This is a genomic window from Citrobacter sp. S46_ASV_140, from assembly GCF_018919545.1.
GTDB classification, from domain to species: domain Bacteria; phylum Pseudomonadota; class Gammaproteobacteria; order Enterobacterales; family Enterobacteriaceae; genus Citrobacter; species Citrobacter braakii.
This window is the reverse complement of sequence record NZ_JAHLRC010000013.1, coordinates 1-23,791: the sequence shown is the minus strand read 5'-3', so window position 1 is coordinate 23,791 and position 23,791 is coordinate 1. Positions and strand designations below refer to the sequence as shown.

The following is a 23,791-nucleotide window of genomic DNA, read 5'->3' as shown; positions in this document are numbered from 1 at the left end:
TTAGTCTCCCAGGTGCGCCAGCAAGGAATCAAGCCGCTGCTTAAGCTCCGCGACGTCTGTTTCCAGCGCTTCAACGCGCGCCTGTAGATCGCCCGAAGCTGCCGGAAGTTCATCTGCCGTTGTCATCGCTTCATCAACGTCACCGCAAAACAGGTGCATATAACGGCTTTCACGTTTGCCCGGCTCACGCGCCAGGCGAACGACATAAGGACCATCTTCCCGGGTTGCCAGTTTCTCCAGTGTCGACTCTACTTCGGCCATATCGCTGAATTCGTACATCCGGGAGGCGCGGCTACGTAGCTCACCTGGTGTTTGAGCGCCGCGCAGCAACAGCGTGGTAATGAGCGCGACTTCCCCCGCGCTGAGCTTAAGATTGCCAAACTCAGAGTTGCAGAAACGCTGCTCATATTTCGTGACGCGATTACCAAAGCCACTCACCGTGCGCAGGAAATGCCGTTTCACCAGGTTATCAAGCTGATCCTGCACGTCGGATTCCGACAGGTTCATCACGGGTTCACGATTCGTTTTTTGATTGCAGGCGGTTACGACTCCGTTAACGGAGAGCGGATACTGTTCAGGCGTAGTCACTTGTTTTTCTAATAAACAGCCAATCACCCGTGCTTCGGTGGCGGTTAATTCGTATTTCATCGTCTTCTCCATTAATCATGGCTGCATCTGAAACTTAGCGGCCGGGGGTCCATTCTGATGTGGTCAACGCCGTCAGCACGTGATCGCGCCACTGCCCGTCAATCAGCAGGTAGTCTTTGGCATACCCTTCTTTTTCAAAACCCAGTCGCGCCAGCAGGTCACCGCTGCGTTTATTATGTGGCATGTAGTTAGCCATAATGCGGTGAATATGCTGCGTGCGCTGCATATAGCGGATGGCCGAGGTTAAGGCTTCATACATCAGCCCCTGCCCCTGCCACTTCTGCGCAATGGAGTAACCGAGATAACAGGCGTGGAAAGATCCCCGCACGACGTTCGAGAAGTTCGCGACGCCAATAATCTCTTTTTCTTCCGGATCGAGCAGCGCAAAGTAATAAGCGGTGCCCTGTTTATGAAACTCAGAGATCATGCTCAGACGCGCCTGCCAGCCTGACGGATAACAGTGACTTTCATCGCGAATAGGTTCCCAGGGTTTTAAGAAATGACGATTTTCTGCGTAATAATCTGCCAGACGCCAGGCATCACGCTCATGCACTAAACGAACGACCAGGCGGTCCGTGGTTAAGCGCACTTTTGGCACGTTACTGCGATAGCCAAACATTCTATACCTACTCCTTCCCGTAACGTCTTCAATACGCTATTCGCATTACTATACCTGCGCAAATACGCCCTGTGAAAAGAGCAAAATGCCATTTTTTGAATTATTCACACATTTTGATGAAAACTCTCTATCAAGACGGACTTTTGATAAAAAAATATTGTCCCGCGAAGGGTGGGAAAAGCGATGACGACACCGCAGAATAGGAGGTGCTTATCTTTTAAACTCTATGCAGAGTGACGAGTTTTTCCCTGGAGGGGAAATGTCGCAAGTCTCGCAGGCAAGGAACCTGGGTAAATACTTCCTTCTTATCGATAACATGCTGGTCGTGCTGGGTTTCTTCGTCGTTTTCCCGCTGATCTCAATTCGTTTTGTCGATCAAATGGGCTGGGCTGCCGTGATGGTCGGTATCGCGCTTGGATTACGTCAATTTATCCAGCAAGGTTTAGGTATCTTCGGCGGTGCTATTGCTGACCGTTTCGGGGCAAAACCGATGATCGTCACCGGCATGCTGATGCGCGCTGCCGGATTCGCCACCATGGGCATTGCCCATGAACCGTGGCTGCTGTGGTTTTCCTGCTTTCTTTCCGGGCTGGGCGGCACGTTGTTCGACCCTCCCCGCTCGGCGCTGGTGGTCAAACTGATCCGTCCGGAAAAGCGCGGGCGTTTTTTCTCTATTCTGATGATGCAGGATAGCGCCGGGGCAGTGGTTGGCGCGTTGCTCGGCAGTTGGTTATTGCAATACGATTTCCGTCTGGTGTGTGCCACCGGCGCAATTTTGTTCGTTCTGTGCGCGGCGTTTAACGCCTGGCTGCTTCCGGCATGGAAACTGTCGACGGTGAAAATTCCGGTGCGCGAAGGAATGAGCCATGTGATGCATGACAAGCGCTTTGTCACTTATGTGCTGACGCTGGCGGGCTATTACATGCTGGCGGTGCAAGTGATGCTGATGCTGCCAATAATGGTAAACGACATCGCTGGCTCACCGGCCGCTGTGAAATGGATGTATGCCATCGAGGCGTGCCTCTCTTTAACGTTGCTCTACCCGATTGCCCGCTGGAGTGAAAAACGCTTTCGCCTTGAGCATCGCCTGATGGCCGGTCTGCTGGTGATGTCTTTAAGCATGATGCCCATCGGCCTGGTCGGGAATTTGCAGCAGTTGTTCACCCTGATTTGCACGTTCTATATTGGCTCAATCATCGCCGAACCGGCGCGTGAGACCCTGAGCGCCTCGCTGGCGAATGCACGTGCCCGGGGAAGCTATATGGGTTTCAGTCGACTGGGACTCGCCATCGGCGGCGCCATTGGTTATATCGGCGGCGGCTGGCTGTTTGACATGGGTAAAGCCCTGGCACAACCGGAGCTGCCCTGGATGATGCTCGGCATTATCGGCTTCATCACTTTCCTGGCGCTGGGCTGGCAATTCAGTCTCAAACGCCCAACGCGTGGTATGCTGGAGCCTGACGCCTGATAGCCAATCTGGTGTACGCGCATTTTTCAGTTTTTTCTGCTGTTACCCGCAGCGCTGGTGCTCGATGATGCTTTGTGTCACGATTACACCACAAGCATCATGTTGAGGAACCCCATGAAAAAGTTTTTTTTTGCCGCTGCACTAATTGTCAGCGGCCTGTTGGTTGGTTGTAATCAACTCACGCAATACACGGTTAGCGAGCAAGAGATTAATCAGGCCCTGGCGAAGAATAATAACTTTTCTAAAGATATCGGTTTGCCTGGCGTCGCTGAAGCACATATCGTACTGAACAACCTCGCCAGCCAGATAGGTCGTGAAGAACCCAATAAAGTGACGCTGACCGGAGACGCCAACCTGGACATGAACTCCCTGTTTGGCAGTCAGAAAGCGACCATGAAGTTGAAGCTAAAAGCCTTACCGGTTTTCAATAAAGAAAAAGGCGCGATTTATCTGCAAGAAATGGAAGTCGTGGACGCTACCGTCACGCCGGAAAAAATGCAGTCAGTACTGCAAACGCTGATGCCTTATTTAAATCAGTCGCTGCGCAACTATTTCAACCAGCAGCCGGCGTACATTCTGCGGGATGACAGCAGCCAGGGGGAAGCGCTGGCGAAAAAACTGGCGAAAGGCATTGAGGTGAAACCGGGGGAAATCATTATCCCGTTCACCGACTAATATGACAGAGGGCGCCGATGCGCCCTTTTTTTTCGTGCAAACGAAAACGTTTCCGCTTATCCTTTGTTTCCGGCAAAAAAGACTATCCTCAGCCGGAGCATATTGATGACTGCACCATCCCAGGTTTTAAAGATCCGCCGCCCAGACGACTGGCATCTTCACTTTCGCGATGGCGACATGTTAAAAACTGTCGTGCCCTATACCAGCGAAGTTTATGGCCGCGCCATTGTCATGCCGAACCTGGCTCCGCCCGTCACCACGGTGGACGCGGCTATCGCTTACCGCCAGCGAATTCTTGACGCGGTACCTGCCGGACACGACTTCACGCCATTAATGACCTGCTACTTAACGGATACGCTGGATCCCAATGAGCTGGAACGTGGATTCAACGAAGGCGTGTTCACCGCCGCAAAACTCTATCCGGCCAATGCCACCACCAACTCGACGCATGGCGTAACCTCTATTGATGCCATCATGCCAGTGCTGGAACGGATGGAAAAATTGGGTATGCCTCTGCTGGTGCACGGCGAAGTGACGCATGCGGATATCGATATTTTCGATCGCGAGGCGCGCTTTATTGAAACGGTGATGGAACCACTGCGTCAGCGCTTAACTGCGCTGAAAGTGGTGTTCGAACATATCACGACTAAAGATGCTGCCGAATACGTGCGCGACGGCAACGACCTTCTGGCGGCGACCATTACGCCACAGCACCTGATGTTTAACCGCAACCACATGCTGGTCGGCGGGATTCGCCCACATCTGTACTGCCTGCCGATCCTCAAACGTAACGTCCATCAACAGGCGCTGCGTGAGCTGGTCGCCAGCGGGTTTAACCGCGCCTTCCTCGGTACCGACTCAGCGCCGCATGCGCGTCATCGTAAAGAGTCAAGCTGTGGCTGTGCGGGCTGCTTTAATGCGCCGACCGCACTGGGCAGTTATGCCACCGTGTTTGAAGAGATGAATGCACTGGACCATTTTGAAGCCTTCTGCTCACTCAATGGCCCACAGTTCTACGGTTTGCCGGTGAATGAAACCTTTATTGAGCTGGAACGCGTGGAGCACCAGGTCCCAGAGAGCATTGCGCTGCAAGATGATACGCTGGTGCCTTTCCTGGGTGGCGAAACGGTACACTGGTCCGTGAAAAGCTAAAAAAAAGTGTAGCCAACTGGCGAGAATAACTGTATAAATAAACAGTATATTCCACAGGGGGCTACTATGCGTATTGAAGTCACTATTGCCAAAACTTCACCTTTACCTGCTGGTGCAATTGACGCGCTGGCAGGTGAACTCTCCCGCCGTATTCAGCACCATTTTCCGGATAACGAAGGTAACGTTACCGTCCGTTATGCCGGCGCAAACAATCTGTCGGTTATTGGTGCCACCAAAGAGGATAAAGAACGCATCAGCGAGATCCTCCAGGAGACCTGGGAAAGCGCGGATGACTGGTTCATCAATGAATAAATAATGATATGCAGTGATGTTTGTTTGCCGGGTCGCCCCGGCTTTTTTATACACACCATCTTTTAATCAATAGTTCATTCCTTCTGGCAAACTGATATTTTAATAATAAATCCCTGGCTATCTTTTAACCACAACACCAAAATAATTGTGCAACATGCTTAAAAAAAATGAATAACATGTCGGTTTGTTAGTCAGATAACGCTGAAAACGAAAATTTTATGTGCTTACCTCTTTAAATTTTCAATGAATACCCTTATTTATTGATATACTGAAGTTGCTTCAGAAAAAACGCATTGAACCTCGAAAACCGTTGTCTAGTAACACGAATTAGGGGGCATGATGGAAAAGAATAATGAAGTCATTCAGACTCATCCGTTAGTAGGATGGGACATCAGCACTGTTGATAGCTATGATGCGCTGATGCTGCGTTTGCACTACCAGACCCCGAATCGTCCAGACCCGGATGGGACTGAAGTTGGTCAAACGCTCTGGTTAACCACTGATGTTGCCAGGCAATTTATTTCGATATTAGAAGCAGGAATCGCTAAAATTGAATCCGGCGATTACCAGGTAAATGAGTATCAGCGACATTAAATCTGATACATCCAACCATCAAAAGGCACCTTTCCGGTGCCTTTCTTATTTCCAGGTTGAATATTCCGGGTCACTTATTTACCCTGCTACTATCGCGATTGCAGAGAGAAGCGGATGAAATACGACTTAATCATAATTGGCAGCGGTTCCGTGGGTGCCGCAGCCGGATACTATGCCACTCGCGCCGGTCTGAAGGTTCTGATGATCGATGCGCATATGCCACCGCATCAGCAGGGCAGCCACCACGGCGACACTCGATTAATTCGTCATGCCTATGGCGAAGGTGAAAAATATGTTCCGCTGGTGCTGCGTGCGCAAACATTATGGGATGAATTATCCACCCAAAATGAAGAGCCGATTTTTGTGCGCTCTGGTGTCATCAACCTTGGTCCGGCAGATTCAACCTTCTTAGCGACCGCGGCGCAAAGCGCAAAACAGTGGCAACTCAATGTTGAACAACTGGATGCAGCAGCCATTATGGCGCGCTGGCCAGAGATTCGCGTACCTGAAAACTATATCGGTCTGTTTGAAGCGGAGTCTGGTTTTTTACGTAGTGAGTTAGCGATTAAAACCTGGATCCGTCTGGCGGAAGAAGCAGGCTGTGCGCAGCTATTTAAATGCCCGGTCAGCGCAATTCGTCATAGTGATGATGGCGTCACGGTAGAAACCGCCGATGGCGACTATCACGCGCAAAAAGCGGTGATCAGCGCCGGAACCTGGGTACAGGCATTAGTCCCTGAACTACCGATACAACCGGTACGCAAAGTGTTCGCCTGGTATCAAGCCGATGGGCGTTACAGCGTTAAGAATAACTTCCCTGCCTTCACCGGGGAGCTACCAAATGGCGATCAATTCTACGGTTTCCCGGCAGAAAACGACGAGCTAAAAATTGGTAAGCACAATGGCGGACAGGTAATTCATTCGGCAGAAGAGCGCAAGCCGTTTGCCGCTGTAGCCAGCGATGGTTCTGAAGCCTTCCCATTCCTGCGTACAATACTGCCAGGCGTGGGTTGCTGTCTGCACGGTGCGTCCTGCACCTATGATAACTCACCAGATGAAGACTTTATTATTGATACTCTACCGGAGCATGACAACACGCTGATCATCACCGGGCTGAGCGGACATGGCTTTAAGTTTGCCTCCGTCCTCGGAGAGATTGCGGCTGACTTCGCCCAGGACAAATCGTCTGACTTTGACCTGACGCCCTTCAGGCTAAGTCGTTTTAAGCGATAATAAATGAATGGCCTCGTTGGTGAGGCCATTTTTAATGACAGGAATAACGTTGATGCGCCGCATCTTTCACTATCTGGTTAATAATATTCGCGAGCATCTTATGCTCTACATTATTTTATGGTCGCTGCTGGCAATTATGGATGTGATATATATTATGTTTTTCTGAACCCGCAACGCTGACACTAATTGACATAAACTGATATTAACTTAATTTTCATTGCAATTAACTGAACAAGAAAATACCTTAACCCCCCCAGAAACCACGCCTTAATGTCATCCATCCCTACTAATTCCTTGATGATTACTTCACAATTCAATCAATTTTATTGAATCAAAAACAAATATCATCATTATTGTTATTTATTAGTTGCATTAATGTCTTTTACGCGCCATTTTCATTCACTTCTGAAATATCTAACGGTGCACTTATGCAATTCAATAATACTCCACAACGCTATGGCGTGGTGTCTGCCGCTTTACACTGGCTGATTGCGATTGCTGTATATGGCATGTTTGCGCTGGGATTGTGGATGGTCACACTCAGCTATTACGACGGCTGGTATCACCAGGCCCCTGAACTGCATAAAAGCATCGGCGTTATGCTCATGATGGGGCTGGTTATCCGCGTCGTCTGGCGGTTGATCTCCCCTCCTCCTCCTGCGCTGGCAAGTTATTCCCGTTTCACCCGCATCGCGGCGGCACTGGGTCACCTCGCGCTATACACATTGCTCTTTTCAATTGTCATCAGCGGGTATTTGATTTCGACCGCTGATGGCAAAGCGATAAGCGTATTTGGTTGGTTCGACATTCCTGCCACCCTTGCCAATGCGGGCGCTCAGGCCGACCTCGCCGGTAGTCTGCACCTGTGGCTTGCGTGGACCGTGGTGGTTTTATCGCTTCTGCACGGACTGATGGCCCTGAAACATCACTTTATCGATAACGACGATACCCTGAATCGCATGTTGGGAAAATCGTCATCTGACTATGGAGCTTAAAATGAAAAAAAACCTGCTGGGACTTACACTCGCCTCTCTGTTATTCACCACCGGGTCAGCCGTGGCGGCAGATTACAAAATTGACAAAGAAGGACAGCATGCCTTTGTTAATTTCCGTATTCAGCACCTGGGTTACAGTTGGCTGTACGGCACATTTAAAGATTTCGACGGGACTTTTACCTTTGATGAGAAAAATCCCGCAGCCGATAAGGTTAACGTCACCATCAACACCAACAGCGTTGACACCAATCACGCCGAACGCGACAAGCACCTGCGCAGCGCAGATTTCCTTAACGTGGCCAAATTCCCGCAGGCGACCTTTAGCTCTACCAGCGTGAAGAAAGAGGGGAACGACCTGGATATCACCGGTAATCTCACCCTGAACGGCGTCACTAAACCGGTTACGCTGGATGCGAAGCTGATCGGTCAGGGCGGCGATCCGTGGGGTGGCACGCGTGCGGGTTTTGAAGCAGAAGGTAAAATTAAGCTGAAGGACTTCAACATCACCACCGATCTCGGCCCGGCGTCTCAGGAAGTCGATCTGATCATCTCAGTGGAAGGTGTCCAACAGAAGTAACGTATGAGTTGCCGGATGGGGCTAAAGCCGCCATCCGGCATGATGACTATTGCGCAGGGTCCGGAATACCCAGTTTGGTATTCAGGCGACCGCGTGACTTATTAAAGATTTTGTTGCCATTTTCACGTCCGGCGCGAAGACGACGTTGCTCTTCTTCCGGCAACTTACTCTCTTCGCTACACAATTCGCTACAGCAGCCGTTATACTTCTGCGCGCAGGCCGGACACTGGATAAACAACAGATGGCAGCCATCATTTTTGCAATTAGTATGGCTGTCGCACGCCGTTCCGCACTGATGACAATGTGCAATAACATCTTCAGAAATCCTTTCGCCCATACGCTCATCAAAAACGAAGTTTTTACCGACAAAACGCACAGGAAGCCCCTGTTCACGCGCCTTGCGGGCATATTCAATAATACCGCCCTCAATGTGCCAGACTTTGCTAAATCCGTTGTGTTTCATCCAGGCGCTGGCTTTCTCACAACGGATCCCGCCCGTGCAATACATAACGATTTTTTTATCTTTATGCGCCTGCATCATTTCAACGGCTTTCGGTAACTGGTCGCGGAACGTGTCTGCCGGGATTTCTAGCGCATTCTCGAAATGGCCCACTTCGTATTCATAGTGGTTGCGCATATCAATGAATACCGCGTCAGGATCGTCCAGCATGGCGTTTACTTCCGCCGCCTTCAGGTAATCACCTACGTTGCTGGCGTCAAATTGCGGATCGTCAATCCCATCCGCCACGATGCGTTCACGCACTTTCATGCGCAGCACCCAGAACGATTTACCATCATCATCCAGCGCGATATTCAGACGTAACCCGGCGAATGCGGGATCAAACGCATAAAGCTGCTGGCGGAATGCCTCGACGTTGCTTTGCGGTACGCTGATTTGCGCATTGATTCCTTCATGGGCAAGATAAACGCGCCCGAAGACCTTCAATGCAGTGAACATCTGGTACAGCGCATCACGCGTGTGCTGAGGATTAGCGATGGTGAAATATTTATAGAATGAGATCGTCGTGCGCGGCTCGGTCTCAGCCAACATTTTGGCTTTGAGCGCATCGTTCGAAATGCGGTTGTGTAACACTGGCATGGTGTACGTATCCTGCAAATAGGGAGAAAATGAAAATCGGCGGCATAATAAAGCAAACACCGCCAATTTACATCCACACATTTTACGCTACATTTCTTACTCCAATATAAAAGTGCAACAACAATTGCTGGTTTAATCACCGTTCTCCCGTCACAAATTTTTGATATGCGCGAAAAAATGCGACAATACAGGCAATTGGTCGTTTGAAGACAGGATAGACATGACGAATTTACCCAAGTTTTCGGCTGCGTTACTGCATCCACGTTATTGGTTAACCTGGCTGGGCATTGGCATCCTTTGGTTAATCGTGCAGTTACCCTACCCGGTTCTTTACAAGTTGGGCTGCGCATTAGGTCGTCTGGCATTACGTTTGATGAAACGTCGGGCAAAAATTGTTTCCCGTAATCTGGAACTGTGCTTCCCGCAAATGAGCGAGCAGGAACGCCAGCAGATGGTAGTCAAGAACTTCGAGTCCGTGGGCATGGGCGTGATGGAAACCGGAATGGCCTGGTTTTGGTCTGACAAGCGCATTTCACGCTGGACGGAAGTTATCGGGATGGAACATATCCGCGACGTTCAGGCGCAAAAGCGGGGAATTTTGTTAGTGGGTCTGCACTTTCTGACCCTTGAACTGGGTGCGCGTCAGTTTGGTTTGCAGGAGCCGGGGATAGGCGTATATCGCCCTAACGACAACCCACTGCTCGACTGGCTACAAACCTGGGGCCGTATGCGCTCTAATAAATCAATGCTCGATCGTAAAGACCTGAAAGGAATGATTAAAGCGTTGAAAAAAGGCGAAGTGGTCTGGTACGCGCCGGATCATGACTACGGTCCCCGCGCCAGCGTATTTGTCCCGCTTTTTGCTGTTGAACAGGCCGCAACAACCTCCGGGACCTGGATGCTTTCACGCATGTCGAATGCCTGCCTGGTACCGTTTGTTCCTCGCCGCAAGCCTGACGGTAAAGGTTATCAATTGATTATGCTGCCTCCGGAGTGTTCACCGCCGTTAGACAACGCGGAGACTACGGCTGCGTGGATGAATAAGATTGTTGAGCAATGCATCATGATGGCCCCGGAGCAATACATGTGGCTACACCGTCGTTTCAAGACGCGCCCCGAAGGTTCACCTTCCCTGTACTAAAGCACGGTTGCAGTCCTGTGGACTGCAACACCTCCCCCGCCCGCTTTAGGTTTAACTGCTATCCGCATTGCAGCAACTATCAACCAGGCGCATAATTAGCCTGCTTGCTTATATTCAATCGATAGCGCAAACAGCGCGCCACACTGCGGAACGCTATGTCACCCTCAGATGCTCCCATAAACTGGAAACGTAACCTCACCGTTGCCTGGTTGGGTTGTTTTTTAACCGGTGCAGCATTTAGCCTGGTTATGCCCTTTTTGCCCCTCTATGTCGAGAGCCTCGGCGTCACGGGTCATAGCGCCCTGAATATGTGGTCAGGTCTGGTCTTCAGCATCACTTTTCTCTTTTCCGCCATCGCCTCTCCTTTCTGGGGTGGCCTTGCCGATCGCAAAGGGCGAAAAATCATGCTGCTGCGTTCCGCATTGGGTATGGCGATTGTGATGCTGCTGATGGGGCTGGCGCAAAATATCTGGCAGTTCCTGGTCCTGCGTGCCCTGTTGGGTCTGCTCGGCGGTTTCATTCCCAACGCCAATGCACTCATCGCCACCCAGGTTCCGCGCAATAAAAGCGGCTGGGCGCTGGGAACGCTTTCCACCGGCGGCGTCAGCGGCGCACTGCTCGGACCGTTGGCAGGCGGGCTGCTCGCGGATCAGTACGGACTACGCCCGGTATTTTTCATCACCGCCAGCGTACTGCTGCTCTGTTTTATCCTGACGCTATTTTTTATTCGCGAACGTTTCCAACCGGTGAGCAAGAAAGAGATGCTGCACATTCGCGAAGTCGTGGCCTCGTTAAAAAATCCCAAACTGGTGCTGAGCCTGTTTGTCACAACGCTGATAATCCAGGTGGCAACCGGGTCCATCGCGCCAATTCTGACGCTGTACGTTCGAGAGCTGGCTGGCAACGTCAGTAACATCGCCTTTATCAGCGGGATGATTGCTTCCGTACCTGGCGTGGCTGCGTTAATCAGCGCCCCGCGGCTCGGCAAATTAGGTGATCGAATTGGCCCGGAGAAGATCCTGATTGTTGCTCTGGTCATCTCCGTGCTGCTGCTTATTCCAATGTCGTTTGTACAATCGCCCTGGCAACTTGCCGTTCTGCGCTTTTTATTGGGGGCCGCTGACGGGGCTCTGCTCCCGGCTGTGCAAACGCTGCTGGTCTATAACTCGACCAATCAGATCGCCGGGCGTATTTTCAGTTATAACCAGTCATTTCGCGATATCGGTAACGTAACGGGACCGTTAATGGGGGCGGCAATATCCGCCAACTACGGTTTTCGCGCCGTCTTCTGCGTGACCGCGGGCGTCGTACTGTTTAACGCTTTCTACTCGTGGAATAGTCTGCGCCGTCGCCGGAACACTGAGGCCACTGGATGATTTTTGTGCATTCATACTTGCAATATCGGAGAATCAACTATTATTTCCCTGAATACTTCATTAAATCAAAGGGAGACTCTGATGACCATGTATGCCACGCTGGAAGAAGCCATTGATGCCGCTCGTGAAGAATTTCTGGCTGATAACCCTGACCTTGAGCCCGACGAAGCCAGCGTTCAACAGCTAAGCGTACAAAAATACGTGCTACAGGATGGTGACATTATGTGGCAGGCGGAATTCTTTGCTGATGAGGATGAGGGTGAGGGTGAATGCCTGCCAATGCTGAGTGGTGAAGCGGCCCAAAGCGTTTTTGATGGCGACTATGATGAAATTGAGATCCGTCAGGAGTGGCAGGAAGAAAACACGCTTCACGAATGGGATGAAGGTGAATTCCAGCTGGAACCTCCCCTGGATACCGAAGAGGGTCAGACCGCGGCCGATGAATGGGATGAGCGATAGCTACTCGTAAGGTCCGTGGTGAATGTCGAGCGGGAGCAGCAAGGTATCAAACACCAGCGAAAATGGCAGGTCTAGGATGGTGACGTAGCGCCACGCGGAGTCCCGGACATCCCATTGCACACCAGGATAGTATTGGTTTCCGTGCCCTTGCCCTGGGATAGTTCGGCTAATAATACTGCCGCATCCGCTCAGCAAGCACACCATGATTGCCACTGCCAATATTCGCACCTGATACCTCACGGCTCTTTTATTTAGTATAAAAAAATACCGGCACCAGGCCGGTATTTTCACGTTACATAACGCTTACTTTTTCCTGAGCGCCAGCGGATTCAGGGTCAGTCCCTGGTAGTAATTCACCCACGAAGAATACTTATCAGGTGAATTCCAGACGCGATAGTGCAAACGCGCCATCGTCACCGGATCGCTCAACAGCACCAGACGGCGGTCACGGTTTAGTTTCTCCGGCGTTTCGTTCAGCGCCTGCTCCACATGGCGGTCACGAGCAATCTCAAGCACGTTACTCGCGCGGTGACGTGCAGTCGCCATTGCCGTTGCCAGTGCATTAAATGACGGGTTAAACACCGCATGCATAAAGCCGTCGTCCAGTGTACGATTGCGGTTCATCACCAGATAGGTATCCGTATCCACCAGCACCTGCGGCGGAGAATACTCTTCCGGGATCAGGAACAGCTTCCAGCGCTTGGTACGTAACCCAACCGTGGAACGGCTGGAAATCACAGAAACAAACGGCGACAGGATCAGCGAGAAGACAATCGGCGCCAGCCAGAACAGGAAACGCAGATCCAGCCAGGCCATACCCACCGCCCAGACCAGCCCCAGCAGTAGCTGAGAACCGTGACGCATAAATGCTTCACCCCACGGGGTGGAATCGTCATCACGCTGCGGCGAATTCCACACCACTTCCCAACCGAGGAAGGCGCTCACGACAAAGACGGTATGGAACAGCATACGTACCGGCGCCAGCAGCACGGAGAACAGAACCTCCAGCAGCAGCGACAGCGTGACGCGGATAAACCCGCCGTACTCTTTCGTCCCTTTACACCAGATGAGCAAAATACTCAGCAGCTTCGGCAGGAACAGCAGCACCATCGTAGAAGCAAACAGCGCGATCGCCAGTTCAGGACGCCACTGCGGCCATACCGGGAACAGCTGGCGCGGTTGCAGGAAGTACTGTGGTTCCGTCAACGCATGCACCACCTGCAATGCGGTCGATAACGCGAGGAACATAAACCACAGCGGCGCGGACAGATAGGACATAACGCCGGTCAGGAACACCGCACGGTGAACCGGGTGCATCCCCTTCACCAGGAACAGACGGAAGTTCATCAGGTTGCCATGACACCAGCGACGGTCACGCTTGAGTTCATCCAGCAGGTTCGGCGGTAGCTCTTCATAAGAGCCCGGCAGATCGTAAGCAATCCACACGCCCCAGCCGGCACGACGCATCAACGCCGCTTCGACGAAGTCATGGGAGAGAATCGAACCCGCAAACGAGCCTTCGCCCGGTAACGGCGCAAGCGCACAGTGTTCGATAAACGGCTTCACGCGAATAATCGCGTTATGGCCCCAGTAGTGCGATTCCCCCAATTGCCAGAAGTGAAGTCCAGCGGTAAACAACGGACCATAAACACGGGTCGCAAACTGCTGACAGCGCGCATACAGCGTATCCATACCGGAAGCCTTCGGTGAAGACTGGATAATCCCTGCATTTGGATTCGCTTCCATCAGGCGCACCAGCCCGCTCAGACAGTCACCGCTCATCACGGAGTCAGCGTCCAGCACCACCATGTAGCTGTACTGATTTCCCCAGCGACGGCAGAAGTCATCAATGTTACCGCTTTTACGCTTCACGCGACGACGACGACGACGGTAGAAAATCTGCCCTTCGCCTTGCACTTCGGCAATCAGCTCCATCCACGCTTTTTGTTCTGCTACGCAGATATCGGGGTTGTAGCTGTCGCTCAGGATGTAAACATCAAAATGCTCGGCGTTGCCCGTCGCTTTGACCGACTCCCACGTGGCGCGAAGTCCCGCGAATACGCGGTCAACGTCCTCGTTACAGATCGGCATAATCAACGCGGTCCGGTGCTCGGGATTTAACGGCTCGTCCCCAACCGTTGAGGCGGAAATACTGTACTTATCTCGCCCAATCAACAGTTGCAGGAAGCCCATCAGCGCGGTCCAGAATCCTGCTGAAACCCAACAGAAAAGCACGGCAAACAAAATGAGAATGCCGGTCTGGAGCATGTAGGGCAGCAGTTGCATAAAGGAGACCCATAAATCCTGCCCCATCATGTCAACAGGATTAATGAATGCCCAACCCTGATACGGAAGGATCGTCTTCATATACCAGGTTGCGACGACCGTTTGCGCCAGCGTTAAGATCAACAACGTATAGCGGCGGATGGTGCCAACCGTACGCCATTTTTGCTCGCTCTCCTGTTCTTCTTTCGTCAAACGCGAAAGATAACGCGGAGTCACATCGCGCCCGCGCAGGCGATCCCAAAAGCGGCCAACCGGGTTGGTACGCCAGGGATCGGGGAACATAGAGGTACGCGTTGCTTTTGGCATCGCCTGCAGCTGATCGCGCCCCTCATCGTCCTTAACCAACTGCTCTTTGGCCAGAGAATCCGGCCACGCCTGCTCCAGGCGAGCTTTCACCGAACCCTGCGGTGAATCATCTTCGCGCGAGTACGTACGATGCTCGGCATCCAGCGCCTGATGAACGGCGCGGATGTCAGTTTTCGGCAGTGCCGCTTTTTCGATATCCGAAAGCGGCATTGCGTCAATATACTCAGTTGTCTTATTCATTGGCAGGTAACTGGTAGCTCCAGGTTTCACTCAGCGTCTGATCGGCATTGACCAAGGCAGCACGCATTTCAGTGGTTTTCTTCACATCTTTCACTTTCACGCGCAATACCAAACGCCAACCTTTAGTTACCGGGTTGTAGCGCACAGTACTTTCAACGATCTCGCCGTTGTCGCCAATACTGGTTTGTGCGGTAACCGGGGTATCCTGCGGCAGCTTTTTCATATCCGTGCCGGTAAAGTCCACCACAAACGCGATGGTGCCATCAGGCTGACGAATGAGGTTAGACTGTTTTACATCACCGGTAGAACGACGAGTCTGCTGGACCCAGGCGCTATCAGGGGCATGAAGCTTGTCTTCGTCACGCGTGAACGTCAGGGTGTACTTGAAGTTCATCTCTTTGCCGGCTTCAGGCAGTTGATCCGGCGTCCAGTACGCAACGATGTTATCGTTCGTTTCATCGTTAGTTGGGATTTCAACTAACTCAATCTTACCTTTACCCCAATCACCTTTTGGCGTGATCCAGGCGCTTGGGCGCAGATCGTAACGATCGTCGATATCTTCAAAACGCGAGAACTGACGGCCACGCTGCAGCAGGCCGAAACCTTGCGGGTTTTCCATCGCAAAGCTGCTCACCGCCAGATGTTTCGGGTTATTCAGCGGACGCCAAATCCACTCGCCGTTGCCAGCGTGGATCGACAAACCGTTAGAGTCATGCAGTTCCGGACGATAGTTGGTCGCCGGAGAAGGCTGGTTTGGTCCGTACAGGAACATACTGGTTAACGGTGCCACACCCAGCTTGCCCACTTTGTCGCGCAGATAAACTTTGGACTGAACATCGACGACCGTGTCACGACCCGGAATGATGACAAAGCGATACGCTCCGGTTGCGCGCGGAGAATCCAGCAAGGCATAAATGGTCAAACGTTTGTCAGTCGGTTTCGGACGCTCGATCCAAAACTCACGGAAGCGGGGAAATTCTTCGCCAGAAGGCAGAGCGGTATCAATCGCGAGACCGCGCGCAGACAGACCGTAGACCTGCCCTGCCCCCAGCACACGGAAATAGCTGGCACCGAGCATGCTGACGATTTCGTCGTTTTTATCTTTGCTGTTGATCGGATACAGCACTTTGAACCCGGCGAAACCGAGATCTTTTACCGTGTCTTTATCATGCTGAACATCGCCAAAATTAAAATAATCCGGGCTGTATTTGATTCTTTTCACCGCTGTAGCGGTAACTTCGTTGATTTTGACCGGCGTGTCGAAGTACATACCCTGGTGGTAGAACTCGAGCTTAAATGGGGTCTTGAGATTGCTCCAGTAGGCTTTATCGCGGTTAAACTGGATCTGCTGATAATCCGCATATTTCATGTCGCGGAAAACGGAGGGCAAGTTACTTTTTGGCGCCTCATAGCCTTTACCGGCTAAGGATTGAGCTTGTTTTGCAACATCATCGATGCTGAACGCCCAGCTCGATGATGTGTACAGCGTTAACATAACTGCTGCACCCAACCAACGCATTTTCATCATTTGTAGTTTATGTTTCATAATTAGTAAGCACTTCCCCCTTTGTGTGCTTATATTGATCCGATCCATTTTAATGGATAATCGGGTATTCCGACAACTGAATCCCTGTATTGTTCGCGCGCTGGCTCATGGTTTAATCAGGTTCAACTACCTGTTTTCACTTTGCGTGCTTATCCTGGAGACAGGTTGTTGGACTTCGTGTAGGGTTGCCCTCGAATGTAACCATTATTCGTCTTAGGGATAAGACGAAAAGTCTGAGAATACATAACTGTCTATGAGCTCTGTATCACCACCACGCGAATATTTTCTTGACTCCATCCGTGCCTGGCTAATGTTGTTAGGGATCCCATTCCATATTTCATTGATTTACTCGACCCACACCTGGCACGTGAACAGCGCTGAACCGTCGTGGTGGTTGACCCTGTTTAACGACTTTATCCATGCTTTTCGCATGCAGGTCTTCTTTGTCATTTCGGGTTATTTTTCCTACATGCTATTTTTGCGCTATCCGCTAAAGCGCTGGTGGAAGGTGCGTGTAGAACGCGTGGGGATCCCGATGCTGACCGCGATTCCATTACTTACGCTGCCGCAATTTATCATGCTGCAATACGTAAAGGGAAAAGCAGACAGTTGGCATACTCTCAGCGGCTACGATAAATACAATGCGCTGGCCTGGGAGCTGATTTCCCATCTGTGGTTTTTACTGGTTCTGGTCGTATTAACGACCGTGAGCATGTGGGTGTTCACCCAGATGAAAAACAGACTGACGCGTAGTGACGCCGCCAGCGCCCCGGCGGTGTCGATGACTAAATTATCGCTGATCTTCATCTTGTTAGGTGTCGGTTACGCTGCCGTCAGAAGGACAATTTTCATCCTCTACCCTTCGATTCTCAGCGATGGCATGTTCAATTTTATCGTTATGCAAACGCTGTTCTATGCGCCGTTCTTTATCCTCGGCGCACTGGCGTTTATCAACCCGAATCTGAAAGCGCTGTTTACCACACCGTCACGCGGTTGCACGCTCGGTGCTGCATTCGCATTTGTGGCATACCTGCTCAATCAGCGTTATGGCAACGGCGATTCCTGGATGTATGAAACCGAATATGTCATTACCATGGTCATGGGACTGTGGATGGTGAACGTCGTCTTTTCGTTGGGTCACCGCTTGCTTAATTTCCAGTCTGCCCGCGTGACCTATTTTGTCAACGCGTCGCTGTTTATCTATCTGGTGCACCACCCGTTAACGCTGTTTTTTGGCGCTTACATCACACCGCATATCACGTCGAATCTGCTGGGTTTTCTCTGCGGTCTGCTGTTTGTGGTTGGGATTGCGGTAATACTGTACGAAATCCATTTACGCATACCGGTGCTGAAGTTTCTCTTTTCGGGTAAACCGCCCGTTAAGCAGGATAAAAACAAGGCCGTAGCCGGCTAGTTTTTCCCTCAATCATTGTGTGGTTCAAAGCAGCCATTCAATGGGTAACACGGACGCCAGCTTTACCAGAACCCGCTTCCAGAATCCTGTGGCGGGTTCTTTTTTCAGGACCTGTTCACTGCCAGAAAGTCGGTCGACCCAATTAATTCTCCCCCAACGGTCAAGGCGTAGCTGCCAGGCCATATCACGCTGGCTTTGCATAAACCGTTTATGAATCAATTCGGCCAGCACTTCACTCTCAATCACAAATCCCATTTCCGTATTGAGCAGCGTCGAACGAGGATCAAAATTAAGCGAGCCGATAAACACTTTGCGATCATCAATACTGAACGTTTTCGCATGCAGGCTGGACCCTGAATTACCGGTTAATCCACGATCGTGAACGACCGAGACGCGATCGCGGGTCGGTTTAAGTTCGTATAATTCTACACCGTAGCGCAGCAGTTTTTTTCGCCAGCGCGCATAGCCCGCATGGACGATCGCCACATCATTCGCCGCCAGTGAATTGGTTAAAATGGCAATCTTGACGCCTTTTCTTACCAGTCTCAGGAGCTGCGCCACACCGGCACGCGTCGGCACAAAGTAGGCAGAAATAATATCAATACGTTCGGTCGGCGAGCCCATTACGTCAAACAAACGCTGCGGTAATAGCGAGTGGCGCGGCGCTTTCCCTTCTCCTTTTGCAGGATCATCGCTCAGCAAACGCGTTTTGGCCCAAATCAGCGGCAGCGACCTTTGATCGAGACTGGACATAAACTGGCTGGTTTCCAGCTTATGCAGATAGCGGCGGGTAATATCATCGTTATACCAGGATTCGGGTAGCTCAATACGCTGCACAGAATCTGGCTCAGACATCTCAAGCACATTTTGTAACGTTGAAACCGAGCGGCAGTGCCAGTAACGCTCAAAATCATCCGCCACATCTTTGACAACCGGCCCGATAGCCATGACGTCCAGGTCGGAAAATAGCGGTTGCTCACCCGCGCCAAAATAGGCATCGCCAATATTACGCCCACCAACGAGAGTCACCACGCCGTCAGCGGTATAACTTTTATTGTGCATGCGCCGATTAAGCCGGGCAAAATCGGTTAAATAGCCCAGCGCGCGCAGGATGCGAAAGGAAAACGGATTGAAGAGGCGAACTTCTATATTGGGGTGCTTATCCAGCAGACGCAGCGTGTCGTCCAGACCCGGCGTGTTGTTATCATCCAGCAGCAAACGCACCCGTACGCCTCGCTTCGCTGCGGCCAGCAGTACGGAAAATAGCAATAACCCGGACATGTCGTTTTCCCAGATGTAATACTGCACATCCAGGGTACGTTCCGCCATTTCCGTTAACCGATAGCGAGCAGCAAACGCATCCAGGCTGTCATCCAACGCAAGAATGCCGCATTCTCCCGGGTGGTCTTCGCAAAGGGGCGTGATGGCACGCTCAAGTCGCGTCATATCAGTCCGAGTGATCATCACCTTGTTGTGTTAGCAATCTCTTATAAAGTTGAGCGTTTTCGTCATCAAAGCACACGAAGTATATCTGATCAGGAAGTGCGCGGCGGGTAATAAATTTCAGCACCGTTTTCACCGCTATTTCTGCCGCTGCGGCGCGTGGATAGCCATAAGCCCCAGTGCTAATCGCCGGAAAAGCAATGGAGTGATAACCATTGGCCAGGGCCAGTTGCAGGGTGTTTAAGTAAGCTTCTTCGAGGCGTTCGGCCTCATGATGACCTCCCCCTTGCCAGACGGGTCCTACGGTATGAATGACCGCTTTTGCCGCAAGCGCCCCCGCCAGAGTGATAACCGCATGCCCTGTCGGGCATTCTCCTTGTTGCTGGATAACCTGTTTGCAGGCCTCCAGTAATGCAGGTCCGGCAGCGCGATGGATTGCGCCATCGACGCCACCTCCCCCCAGCAGCGATGAATTCGCCGCATTGACAATCACATCAACAGCGACAGTCGTAATATCGCCATGTAACACATGAACACGTGATTGCATAAGTTCCCCCTGACAAAACACCATTCGTTAAGTGTACAGCAGGGTTTTCCCTTAAATCTCTCTTTTTAACCGTAAGTGTGCATATCTACGCCACAGCGAGTCATTTATATTCAATATTAAGAATCGCCATGTTTTTCTGTTCATTGAGGTAGTGCATTTTGACTGTGGCAATTTCCTGCACATTCTGAGGGGCTGTCGCGAGCTGTTGCGGGTTGTAAAGACTATTCTGGTTGGTGCCGTTGCGGATACATGACAATTCAATTTGCTGCTGCTGTCTGTTAACGTCGCAAGGTGATTCAACTATCGCTCCGCGAAAATGAATAACCCCGCCGGTTGTGATTTGCTGCGCAATTGCAGGGAGGGTTAAAAGAGAAAAAGCACATAAACTGGTACTTAAAATACGCTTTAATAATGTACACATAAGGGTTCCTCAACGATTAGCCATCTTTGAGGGATCGAAATGATCCTTCACCGCTACGATTAACGATCAAATACAAACGCTCACACGCTTCTATATTCATAGAACAGCAGCGCATTCCCAGCCACACCCTTAATGCAAATACAGCAAAAAATTATGGGTGACTGTTTGAGTCAGGCCATTGTTGCGACAGATGCAGAGACTGCCCATCTGAAACGGTAACGATAATTTTGACCGAGTCCTCAGATGAAATATTAAAGCTCAGTTTGGTTAATTCAATCGGTCGATTAGCAGGGACCGAAAGGCTTATTTTCTGCTGCGACTGGCTTTGTCCCCCCTGCCCTTTACGTATGGCAAGGACTTGTACCTCACATACGCACGGTTGGGTTAACGTCACCTGAGGAATAATGGTGTACATATCACCTTGCTGAGTTGTATTGAATGTTATTTGATTTGCCAGCGCGGCAATGAGTAATAGCGTATGCATCATATTCTCCCGAAAAAAAAACAGGGCTCACGCCCTGTTTATTATCAGTCAGAAAACTGAATTAGTGTTGGTTAGCTGTAGCGTTGTTGCCAAAGCCAACTTGCTGAATCAGCACATTGGAGTCAGAAGCGGTCTGATTAACCAACGCACCGTTACGGCCACCGAACTGGGTTACACTAATATCAGCATTTTTAGCATTCCACTGATCGATAGTGGCATTGTTCTGGAAGCCAGTCTGTTTCAGGCTAATGGTACTGTCATCAGCGCCCTGACCAACTACAGCCCCGTTACCACGCCCCTGTTGTGTGATGGTGACATCTGATTTACGCGCATCACTTTGCAGAGCATTCGCAGCGTTGTTTGACCCATATTGGTAGATACTCAGTGAAGAGTCTGGGCCATAATTACTACCGCCACCATGATGATTGCCGCCCCATTGCGGAACAACACCAGCCAGAGCACTGCCAGAAACTACGATTGCTGCGAATGCTGCCACTTTTAAAAGTTTCATGGTAAACCCCCATCGGATTGATTTAATCGTCGTTAATGGATTAGCGTTGAGTAACGCGAATTGCCATTTGCGACTGTCTCTGCACCACAACTGCTGTTTTTTGTGTACCGTACTGAGTAATATTGGCTTTATTACCAGAACCTTTCTGGATAATTACCGCCGTATTACCGTATGAACCTTGTTTAATACTCGCGTCATTGGAACTACCCGTTTGATCAATATATGCAAAGTTATATGATCCCGTCTGGTCTGTTTTCGCTCGGTTACCAGAACCTTCTTGCGAAATAACCGACAATAACTTCGAGCCCCCCTGTCGAGTATTTGCACTGTTCGCAGTGCCAACCTGACCAATAATGGCTGCCTGATTAAATGAAGACTTACTTAATTCATTTACCGCAAAGTTATATTCTGAGTTAGCTAAATCATAACTTGTAGCGGATGCAATCCCAGGCACACCCAGCATTGTAAACATCATAAATAACAACTTGTTTTTCATGTTGTCACCCTGGACCTGGTCGTACATAAGGTTAAATTATTTACCACTCAAATTATTGTTAACGTGACTTACATTTGTTAACGCCACGTTACGATGAAGAGTATGTCCGTTGAAACATTTTAAATAACTCACCCACCAGTTGTATTTTTATATCCAGATTCACCCCAAAGTACTAATTAACCGCAATTAACACCGTTATAGCTCTGGATTTTATTTCTTTTGTAACCCAATGACTGAATTTCTATGCAGTAACAAAAAAACGCGTTTCCCGCGTTTTCTGGGCCTTGCAGACGGTAGTGGGATTGTCCTCGGTACAAGTCGTGACAAGTGTCATTTTTTTCTATCTAAAATTGTTCAACTTAAAGTGAGACCATAAAATCAAAATTCATTAGAAATCTAAAACCATCTAATTATAATTTTATCCCTTAAAATTCAACAAGATATTATAATTTGTATGATTTTTTAAATCTATGCAATAACGCTAAAATGTACAACTTTACTATCAAATCTAAACTCCACAAAAACGCAAAAATCACATTTTAATATATAAATTTACATTATGTAACATGTTTAACACTTGCTTTAAGATTTGTAATAGCTAGATTGAAATCAGTTGAAGTCCATTTGTTTTAATATTTTCACCCCGTTGGGTCGAAGTTTTATTTCTACACAGCAGTGCAACATCTGTCAGTACTTCTGGTGCCTCTATTTTAGTAGAGGCAACTGTCAGGTGTGCGACTAAAAAAGTGGAGTTTCATCATGTTTAATGAAGTCCATAGTATTCATGGTCATACATTATTGTTGATCACTAAACCATCCCTGCAGGCAACTGCGTTATTACAGCATTTAAAGCAATCGCTGGCGTTAACCGGAAAACTACATAATATTCAACGTTCTCTGGATGATATATCCTCCAGCTGCATTGTTTTACTGGATATGATGGAGGCAGATAAAAAACTGATCCATTACTGGCAAGATAATTTGAGCAGAAAAAACAACAATATAAAAACTTTATTGTTGAATACCCCAGATGATTATCCTTACCGGGATATTGAAAACTGGCCGCATATCAATGGCGTATTTTACGCAACTGAAGATGAGCAGCGTGTAGTCAGCGGTTTGCAGGGTGTGTTGCGGGGCGAATGTTACTTTTCGCAAAAGCTCGCCAGCTACCTGATCACGCATTCCGGGAACTACCGCTATAACAGCACGGAGTCGGCATTACTTACGCACCGTGAAAAAGAGATCCTTAATAAACTGCGTATCGGCGCCTCAAATATTGAAATCGCGCGTTCACTATTTATTAGTGAAAATACGGTGAAAACACATCTTTATAATCTTTTCAAAAAGATAGCTGTCAAAAATCGTACGCAGGCGGTCTCGTGGGCCAATGATAACCTCAGGCGATAAAGCCATGAAACGCTATTTGACCTGGATTGTGGCAGCAAATTTGTTCCTTGCTGCCGGGAATCTACACGCGGCTGTAGAGGTGGAGGTTCCCGGACTGTTAACCGACCACACTGTCTCTTCCATTGGCCATGATTTTTACCGGGCCTTTAGTGACAAGTGGGAAAGTAAGTACACAGGAAACTTAACCATTAATGAAAGACCCAGTGCACGTTGGGGAAGTTGGATCACCATAACGGTCAATCAGGACGTTATCTTCCAGACTTTTTTATTCCCGACGAAAAGAGACTTCGACAAAATTGTGGTCTTTGCATTGGCAGAAACAGAGGAAGCATTAAATCG

At 49.9% G+C, this 23,791-nt stretch carries 27 protein-coding genes; 15 read left to right on the top strand and 12 right to left on the bottom strand.

Annotation, left to right across the window (positions count from 1 at the left end):
- Together KQJ19_RS06080 and rimJ are read right to left on the bottom strand one after the other, a co-directional pair.
- On the bottom strand, positions 1–648 hold the full coding sequence (locus tag KQJ19_RS06080) for a YceH family protein (RefSeq protein WP_047501063.1): 648 nt from the start codon (positions 646–648) through the stop codon (positions 1–3).
- A gap of 34 nt (positions 649–682) precedes the next feature.
- A complete protein-coding gene (gene rimJ / locus KQJ19_RS06075) occupies positions 683–1,267 on the bottom strand; it encodes a ribosomal protein S5-alanine N-acetyltransferase (RefSeq protein WP_006685101.1) in 585 nt (194 codons plus the stop codon).
- Between the two features lie 259 nt (positions 1,268–1,526).
- Here rimJ and mdtH point away from each other — a divergent pair, with 259 nt between their 5' ends.
- From mdtH to KQJ19_RS06030, 9 genes are all read left to right on the top strand, one after another.
- Positions 1,527–2,735, top strand: coding sequence for a multidrug efflux MFS transporter MdtH (gene mdtH / locus KQJ19_RS06070; RefSeq protein WP_016156184.1), 1,209 nt, complete (start codon positions 1,527–1,529; stop codon positions 2,733–2,735).
- A 114-nt stretch (positions 2,736–2,849) separates the two neighbouring features.
- On the top strand, positions 2,850–3,410 hold the full coding sequence (locus KQJ19_RS06065; protein ID WP_016152618.1) for a lipoprotein: 561 nt from the start codon (positions 2,850–2,852) through the stop codon (positions 3,408–3,410).
- A 105-nt stretch (positions 3,411–3,515) separates the two neighbouring features.
- The gene (gene pyrC / locus KQJ19_RS06060) at positions 3,516–4,562 is read left to right on the top strand and encodes a dihydroorotase (protein ID WP_049259720.1); all 1,047 of its coding nucleotides are present in this window, start codon (positions 3,516–3,518) and stop codon (positions 4,560–4,562) included.
- Positions 4,563–4,628: 66 nt separating this feature from the next.
- Positions 4,629–4,874 (top strand): DNA damage-inducible protein I, encoded by a 246-nt coding sequence (dinI, locus tag KQJ19_RS06055; RefSeq protein ID WP_003036157.1) that lies wholly within the window; start codon positions 4,629–4,631, stop codon positions 4,872–4,874.
- Positions 4,875–5,213: 339 nt separating this feature from the next.
- A complete protein-coding gene (gene bssS, locus KQJ19_RS06050) occupies positions 5,214–5,468 on the top strand; it encodes a biofilm formation regulator BssS (RefSeq protein ID WP_003036154.1) in 255 nt (84 codons plus the stop codon).
- A gap of 114 nt (positions 5,469–5,582) precedes the next feature.
- A complete protein-coding gene (gene solA / locus KQJ19_RS06045; protein ID WP_047501073.1) occupies positions 5,583–6,701 on the top strand; it encodes an N-methyl-L-tryptophan oxidase in 1,119 nt (372 codons plus the stop codon).
- A gap of 52 nt (positions 6,702–6,753) precedes the next feature.
- Positions 6,754–6,867, top strand: coding sequence for a YceO family protein (locus tag KQJ19_RS06040; RefSeq protein ID WP_003036148.1), 114 nt, complete (start codon positions 6,754–6,756; stop codon positions 6,865–6,867).
- Between the two features lie 262 nt (positions 6,868–7,129).
- Entirely contained in the window at positions 7,130–7,696 is a 567-nt protein-coding gene (locus KQJ19_RS06035) for a cytochrome b (RefSeq protein ID WP_049282343.1), read from the top strand.
- 1 nt (position 7,697) lies between these two features.
- Positions 7,698–8,273, top strand: coding sequence for a YceI family protein (locus KQJ19_RS06030; RefSeq protein ID WP_016152614.1), 576 nt, complete (start codon positions 7,698–7,700; stop codon positions 8,271–8,273).
- Between the two features lie 46 nt (positions 8,274–8,319).
- Here KQJ19_RS06030 and KQJ19_RS06025 read toward each other — a convergent pair whose 3' ends face one another.
- Positions 8,320–9,372: a rhodanese-related sulfurtransferase gene (locus KQJ19_RS06025; RefSeq protein WP_216403427.1), complete on the bottom strand. Its 1,053-nt coding sequence runs from the start codon at positions 9,370–9,372 to the stop codon at positions 8,320–8,322.
- Between the two features lie 220 nt (positions 9,373–9,592).
- Here KQJ19_RS06025 and KQJ19_RS06020 point away from each other — a divergent pair, with 220 nt between their 5' ends.
- The 3 genes from KQJ19_RS06020 (at position 9,593) to KQJ19_RS06010 (ending at position 12,348) form a co-directional block, all read left to right on the top strand.
- Positions 9,593–10,513, top strand: coding sequence for a Kdo(2)-lipid IV(A) acyltransferase (locus KQJ19_RS06020; protein WP_115190709.1), 921 nt, complete (start codon positions 9,593–9,595; stop codon positions 10,511–10,513).
- Positions 10,514–10,668: 155 nt separating this feature from the next.
- Positions 10,669–11,889 (top strand): multidrug efflux MFS transporter MdtG, encoded by a 1,221-nt coding sequence (gene mdtG, locus KQJ19_RS06015; RefSeq protein WP_016156180.1) that lies wholly within the window; start codon positions 10,669–10,671, stop codon positions 11,887–11,889.
- Between the two features lie 81 nt (positions 11,890–11,970).
- Entirely contained in the window at positions 11,971–12,348 is a 378-nt protein-coding gene (locus tag KQJ19_RS06010; protein ID WP_016152610.1) for a MysB family protein, read from the top strand.
- On the opposite strand, the gene KQJ19_RS06005 is transcribed toward KQJ19_RS06010, so the two are convergent.
- The 3 genes from KQJ19_RS06005 to mdoG all read right to left on the bottom strand — a co-directional run bounded on the left by KQJ19_RS06005 (position 12,349) and on the right by mdoG (position 16,708).
- Positions 12,349–12,576 carry a YceK/YidQ family lipoprotein gene (locus tag KQJ19_RS06005; RefSeq protein WP_016152609.1) on the bottom strand — a complete coding sequence of 76 codons (228 nt, stop codon included), beginning with the start codon at positions 12,574–12,576 and terminating at the stop codon, positions 12,349–12,351.
- 75 nt (positions 12,577–12,651) lie between these two features.
- Positions 12,652–15,180, bottom strand: coding sequence for a glucans biosynthesis glucosyltransferase MdoH (mdoH, locus tag KQJ19_RS06000; RefSeq protein ID WP_019076449.1), 2,529 nt, complete (start codon positions 15,178–15,180; stop codon positions 12,652–12,654).
- On the bottom strand, positions 15,173–16,708 hold the full coding sequence (gene mdoG / locus KQJ19_RS05995) for a glucans biosynthesis protein MdoG (RefSeq protein WP_085951042.1): 1,536 nt from the start codon (positions 16,706–16,708) through the stop codon (positions 15,173–15,175). The genes mdoH and mdoG overlap by 8 nt, the downstream gene beginning before the upstream one ends.
- A gap of 271 nt (positions 16,709–16,979) precedes the next feature.
- Here mdoG and mdoC point away from each other — a divergent pair, with 271 nt between their 5' ends.
- Complete coding sequence (mdoC, locus tag KQJ19_RS05990; protein ID WP_216403426.1) at positions 16,980–18,140, top strand: glucans biosynthesis protein MdoC; 1,161 nt, start codon at positions 16,980–16,982, stop codon at positions 18,138–18,140.
- Between the two features lie 24 nt (positions 18,141–18,164).
- Here mdoC and KQJ19_RS05985 read toward each other — a convergent pair whose 3' ends face one another.
- The 6 genes from KQJ19_RS05985 to csgB all read right to left on the bottom strand — a co-directional run bounded on the left by KQJ19_RS05985 (position 18,165) and on the right by csgB (position 22,042).
- Positions 18,165–19,604 carry a phospholipase D family protein gene (locus KQJ19_RS05985; RefSeq protein ID WP_152903216.1) on the bottom strand — a complete coding sequence of 480 codons (1,440 nt, stop codon included), beginning with the start codon at positions 19,602–19,604 and terminating at the stop codon, positions 18,165–18,167.
- The gene (ymdB, locus tag KQJ19_RS05980; protein ID WP_049282345.1) at positions 19,588–20,130 is read right to left on the bottom strand and encodes an O-acetyl-ADP-ribose deacetylase; all 543 of its coding nucleotides are present in this window, start codon (positions 20,128–20,130) and stop codon (positions 19,588–19,590) included. The genes KQJ19_RS05985 and ymdB overlap by 17 nt, the downstream gene beginning before the upstream one ends.
- Positions 20,131–20,230: 100 nt before the next feature.
- A complete protein-coding gene (locus tag KQJ19_RS05975) occupies positions 20,231–20,551 on the bottom strand; it encodes a type 1 fimbrial protein (protein WP_016152603.1) in 321 nt (106 codons plus the stop codon).
- 151 nt (positions 20,552–20,702) lie between these two features.
- Positions 20,703–21,035, bottom strand: coding sequence for a curli assembly chaperone CsgC (gene csgC / locus KQJ19_RS05970; protein WP_016152602.1), 333 nt, complete (start codon positions 21,033–21,035; stop codon positions 20,703–20,705).
- A 61-nt stretch (positions 21,036–21,096) separates the two neighbouring features.
- Positions 21,097–21,546 carry a curli major subunit CsgA gene (gene csgA, locus KQJ19_RS05965; RefSeq protein WP_016156176.1) on the bottom strand — a complete coding sequence of 150 codons (450 nt, stop codon included), beginning with the start codon at positions 21,544–21,546 and terminating at the stop codon, positions 21,097–21,099.
- Positions 21,547–21,586: 40 nt separating this feature from the next.
- Entirely contained in the window at positions 21,587–22,042 is a 456-nt protein-coding gene (gene csgB, locus KQJ19_RS05960) for a curli minor subunit CsgB (protein WP_019076446.1), read from the bottom strand.
- A gap of 759 nt (positions 22,043–22,801) precedes the next feature.
- Between csgB and csgD the strand changes: the two genes are divergently transcribed.
- A complete protein-coding gene (csgD, locus tag KQJ19_RS05955) occupies positions 22,802–23,452 on the top strand; it encodes a biofilm master transcriptional regulator CsgD (RefSeq protein WP_003036091.1) in 651 nt (216 codons plus the stop codon).
- A 4-nt stretch (positions 23,453–23,456) separates the two neighbouring features.
- The coding region (gene csgE, locus KQJ19_RS05950) for a curli production assembly/transport protein CsgE (RefSeq protein WP_216403425.1) at positions 23,457–23,791 on the top strand (335 nt) is incomplete at its 3' end.

Bases quoted from the DNA above. Each gene is read 5' to 3' on its own strand.
- KQJ19_RS06080 (WP_047501063.1), bottom strand. From the start codon at position 648: ATGAAATACGAATTAACCGCCACCGAAGCACGGGTGATTGGCTGTTTA.
- rimJ (WP_006685101.1), bottom strand. From the start codon at position 1,267: ATGTTTGGCTATCGCAGTAACGTGCCAAAAGTGCGCTTAACCACGGAC.
- mdtH (WP_016156184.1), top strand. From the start codon at position 1,527: ATGTCGCAAGTCTCGCAGGCAAGGAACCTGGGTAAATACTTCCTTCTT.
- KQJ19_RS06065 (WP_016152618.1), top strand. From the start codon at position 2,850: ATGAAAAAGTTTTTTTTTGCCGCTGCACTAATTGTCAGCGGCCTGTTG.
- pyrC (WP_049259720.1), top strand. From the start codon at position 3,516: ATGACTGCACCATCCCAGGTTTTAAAGATCCGCCGCCCAGACGACTGG.
- dinI (WP_003036157.1), top strand. From the start codon at position 4,629: ATGCGTATTGAAGTCACTATTGCCAAAACTTCACCTTTACCTGCTGGT.
- bssS (WP_003036154.1), top strand. From the start codon at position 5,214: ATGGAAAAGAATAATGAAGTCATTCAGACTCATCCGTTAGTAGGATGG.
- solA (WP_047501073.1), top strand. From the start codon at position 5,583: ATGAAATACGACTTAATCATAATTGGCAGCGGTTCCGTGGGTGCCGCA.
- KQJ19_RS06040 (WP_003036148.1), top strand. From the start codon at position 6,754: ATGCGCCGCATCTTTCACTATCTGGTTAATAATATTCGCGAGCATCTT.
- KQJ19_RS06035 (WP_049282343.1), top strand. From the start codon at position 7,130: ATGCAATTCAATAATACTCCACAACGCTATGGCGTGGTGTCTGCCGCT.
- KQJ19_RS06030 (WP_016152614.1), top strand. From the start codon at position 7,698: ATGAAAAAAAACCTGCTGGGACTTACACTCGCCTCTCTGTTATTCACC.
- KQJ19_RS06025 (WP_216403427.1), bottom strand. From the start codon at position 9,372: ATGCCAGTGTTACACAACCGCATTTCGAACGATGCGCTCAAAGCCAAA.
- KQJ19_RS06020 (WP_115190709.1), top strand. From the start codon at position 9,593: ATGACGAATTTACCCAAGTTTTCGGCTGCGTTACTGCATCCACGTTAT.
- mdtG (WP_016156180.1), top strand. From the start codon at position 10,669: ATGTCACCCTCAGATGCTCCCATAAACTGGAAACGTAACCTCACCGTT.
- KQJ19_RS06010 (WP_016152610.1), top strand. From the start codon at position 11,971: ATGACCATGTATGCCACGCTGGAAGAAGCCATTGATGCCGCTCGTGAA.
- mdoH (WP_019076449.1), bottom strand. From the start codon at position 15,180: ATGAATAAGACAACTGAGTATATTGACGCAATGCCGCTTTCGGATATC.
- mdoG (WP_085951042.1), bottom strand. From the start codon at position 16,708: ATGATGAAAATGCGTTGGTTGGGTGCAGCAGTTATGTTAACGCTGTAC.
- mdoC (WP_216403426.1), top strand. From the start codon at position 16,980: ATGAGCTCTGTATCACCACCACGCGAATATTTTCTTGACTCCATCCGT.
- KQJ19_RS05985 (WP_152903216.1), bottom strand. From the start codon at position 19,604: ATGATCACTCGGACTGATATGACGCGACTTGAGCGTGCCATCACGCCC.
- ymdB (WP_049282345.1), bottom strand. From the start codon at position 20,130: ATGCAATCACGTGTTCATGTGTTACATGGCGATATTACGACTGTCGCT.
- KQJ19_RS05975 (WP_016152603.1), bottom strand. From the start codon at position 20,551: ATGTGTACATTATTAAAGCGTATTTTAAGTACCAGTTTATGTGCTTTT.
- csgC (WP_016152602.1), bottom strand. From the start codon at position 21,035: ATGCATACGCTATTACTCATTGCCGCGCTGGCAAATCAAATAACATTC.
- csgA (WP_016156176.1), bottom strand. From the start codon at position 21,546: ATGAAACTTTTAAAAGTGGCAGCATTCGCAGCAATCGTAGTTTCTGGC.
- csgB (WP_019076446.1), bottom strand. From the start codon at position 22,042: ATGAAAAACAAGTTGTTATTTATGATGTTTACAATGCTGGGTGTGCCT.
- csgD (WP_003036091.1), top strand. From the start codon at position 22,802: ATGTTTAATGAAGTCCATAGTATTCATGGTCATACATTATTGTTGATC.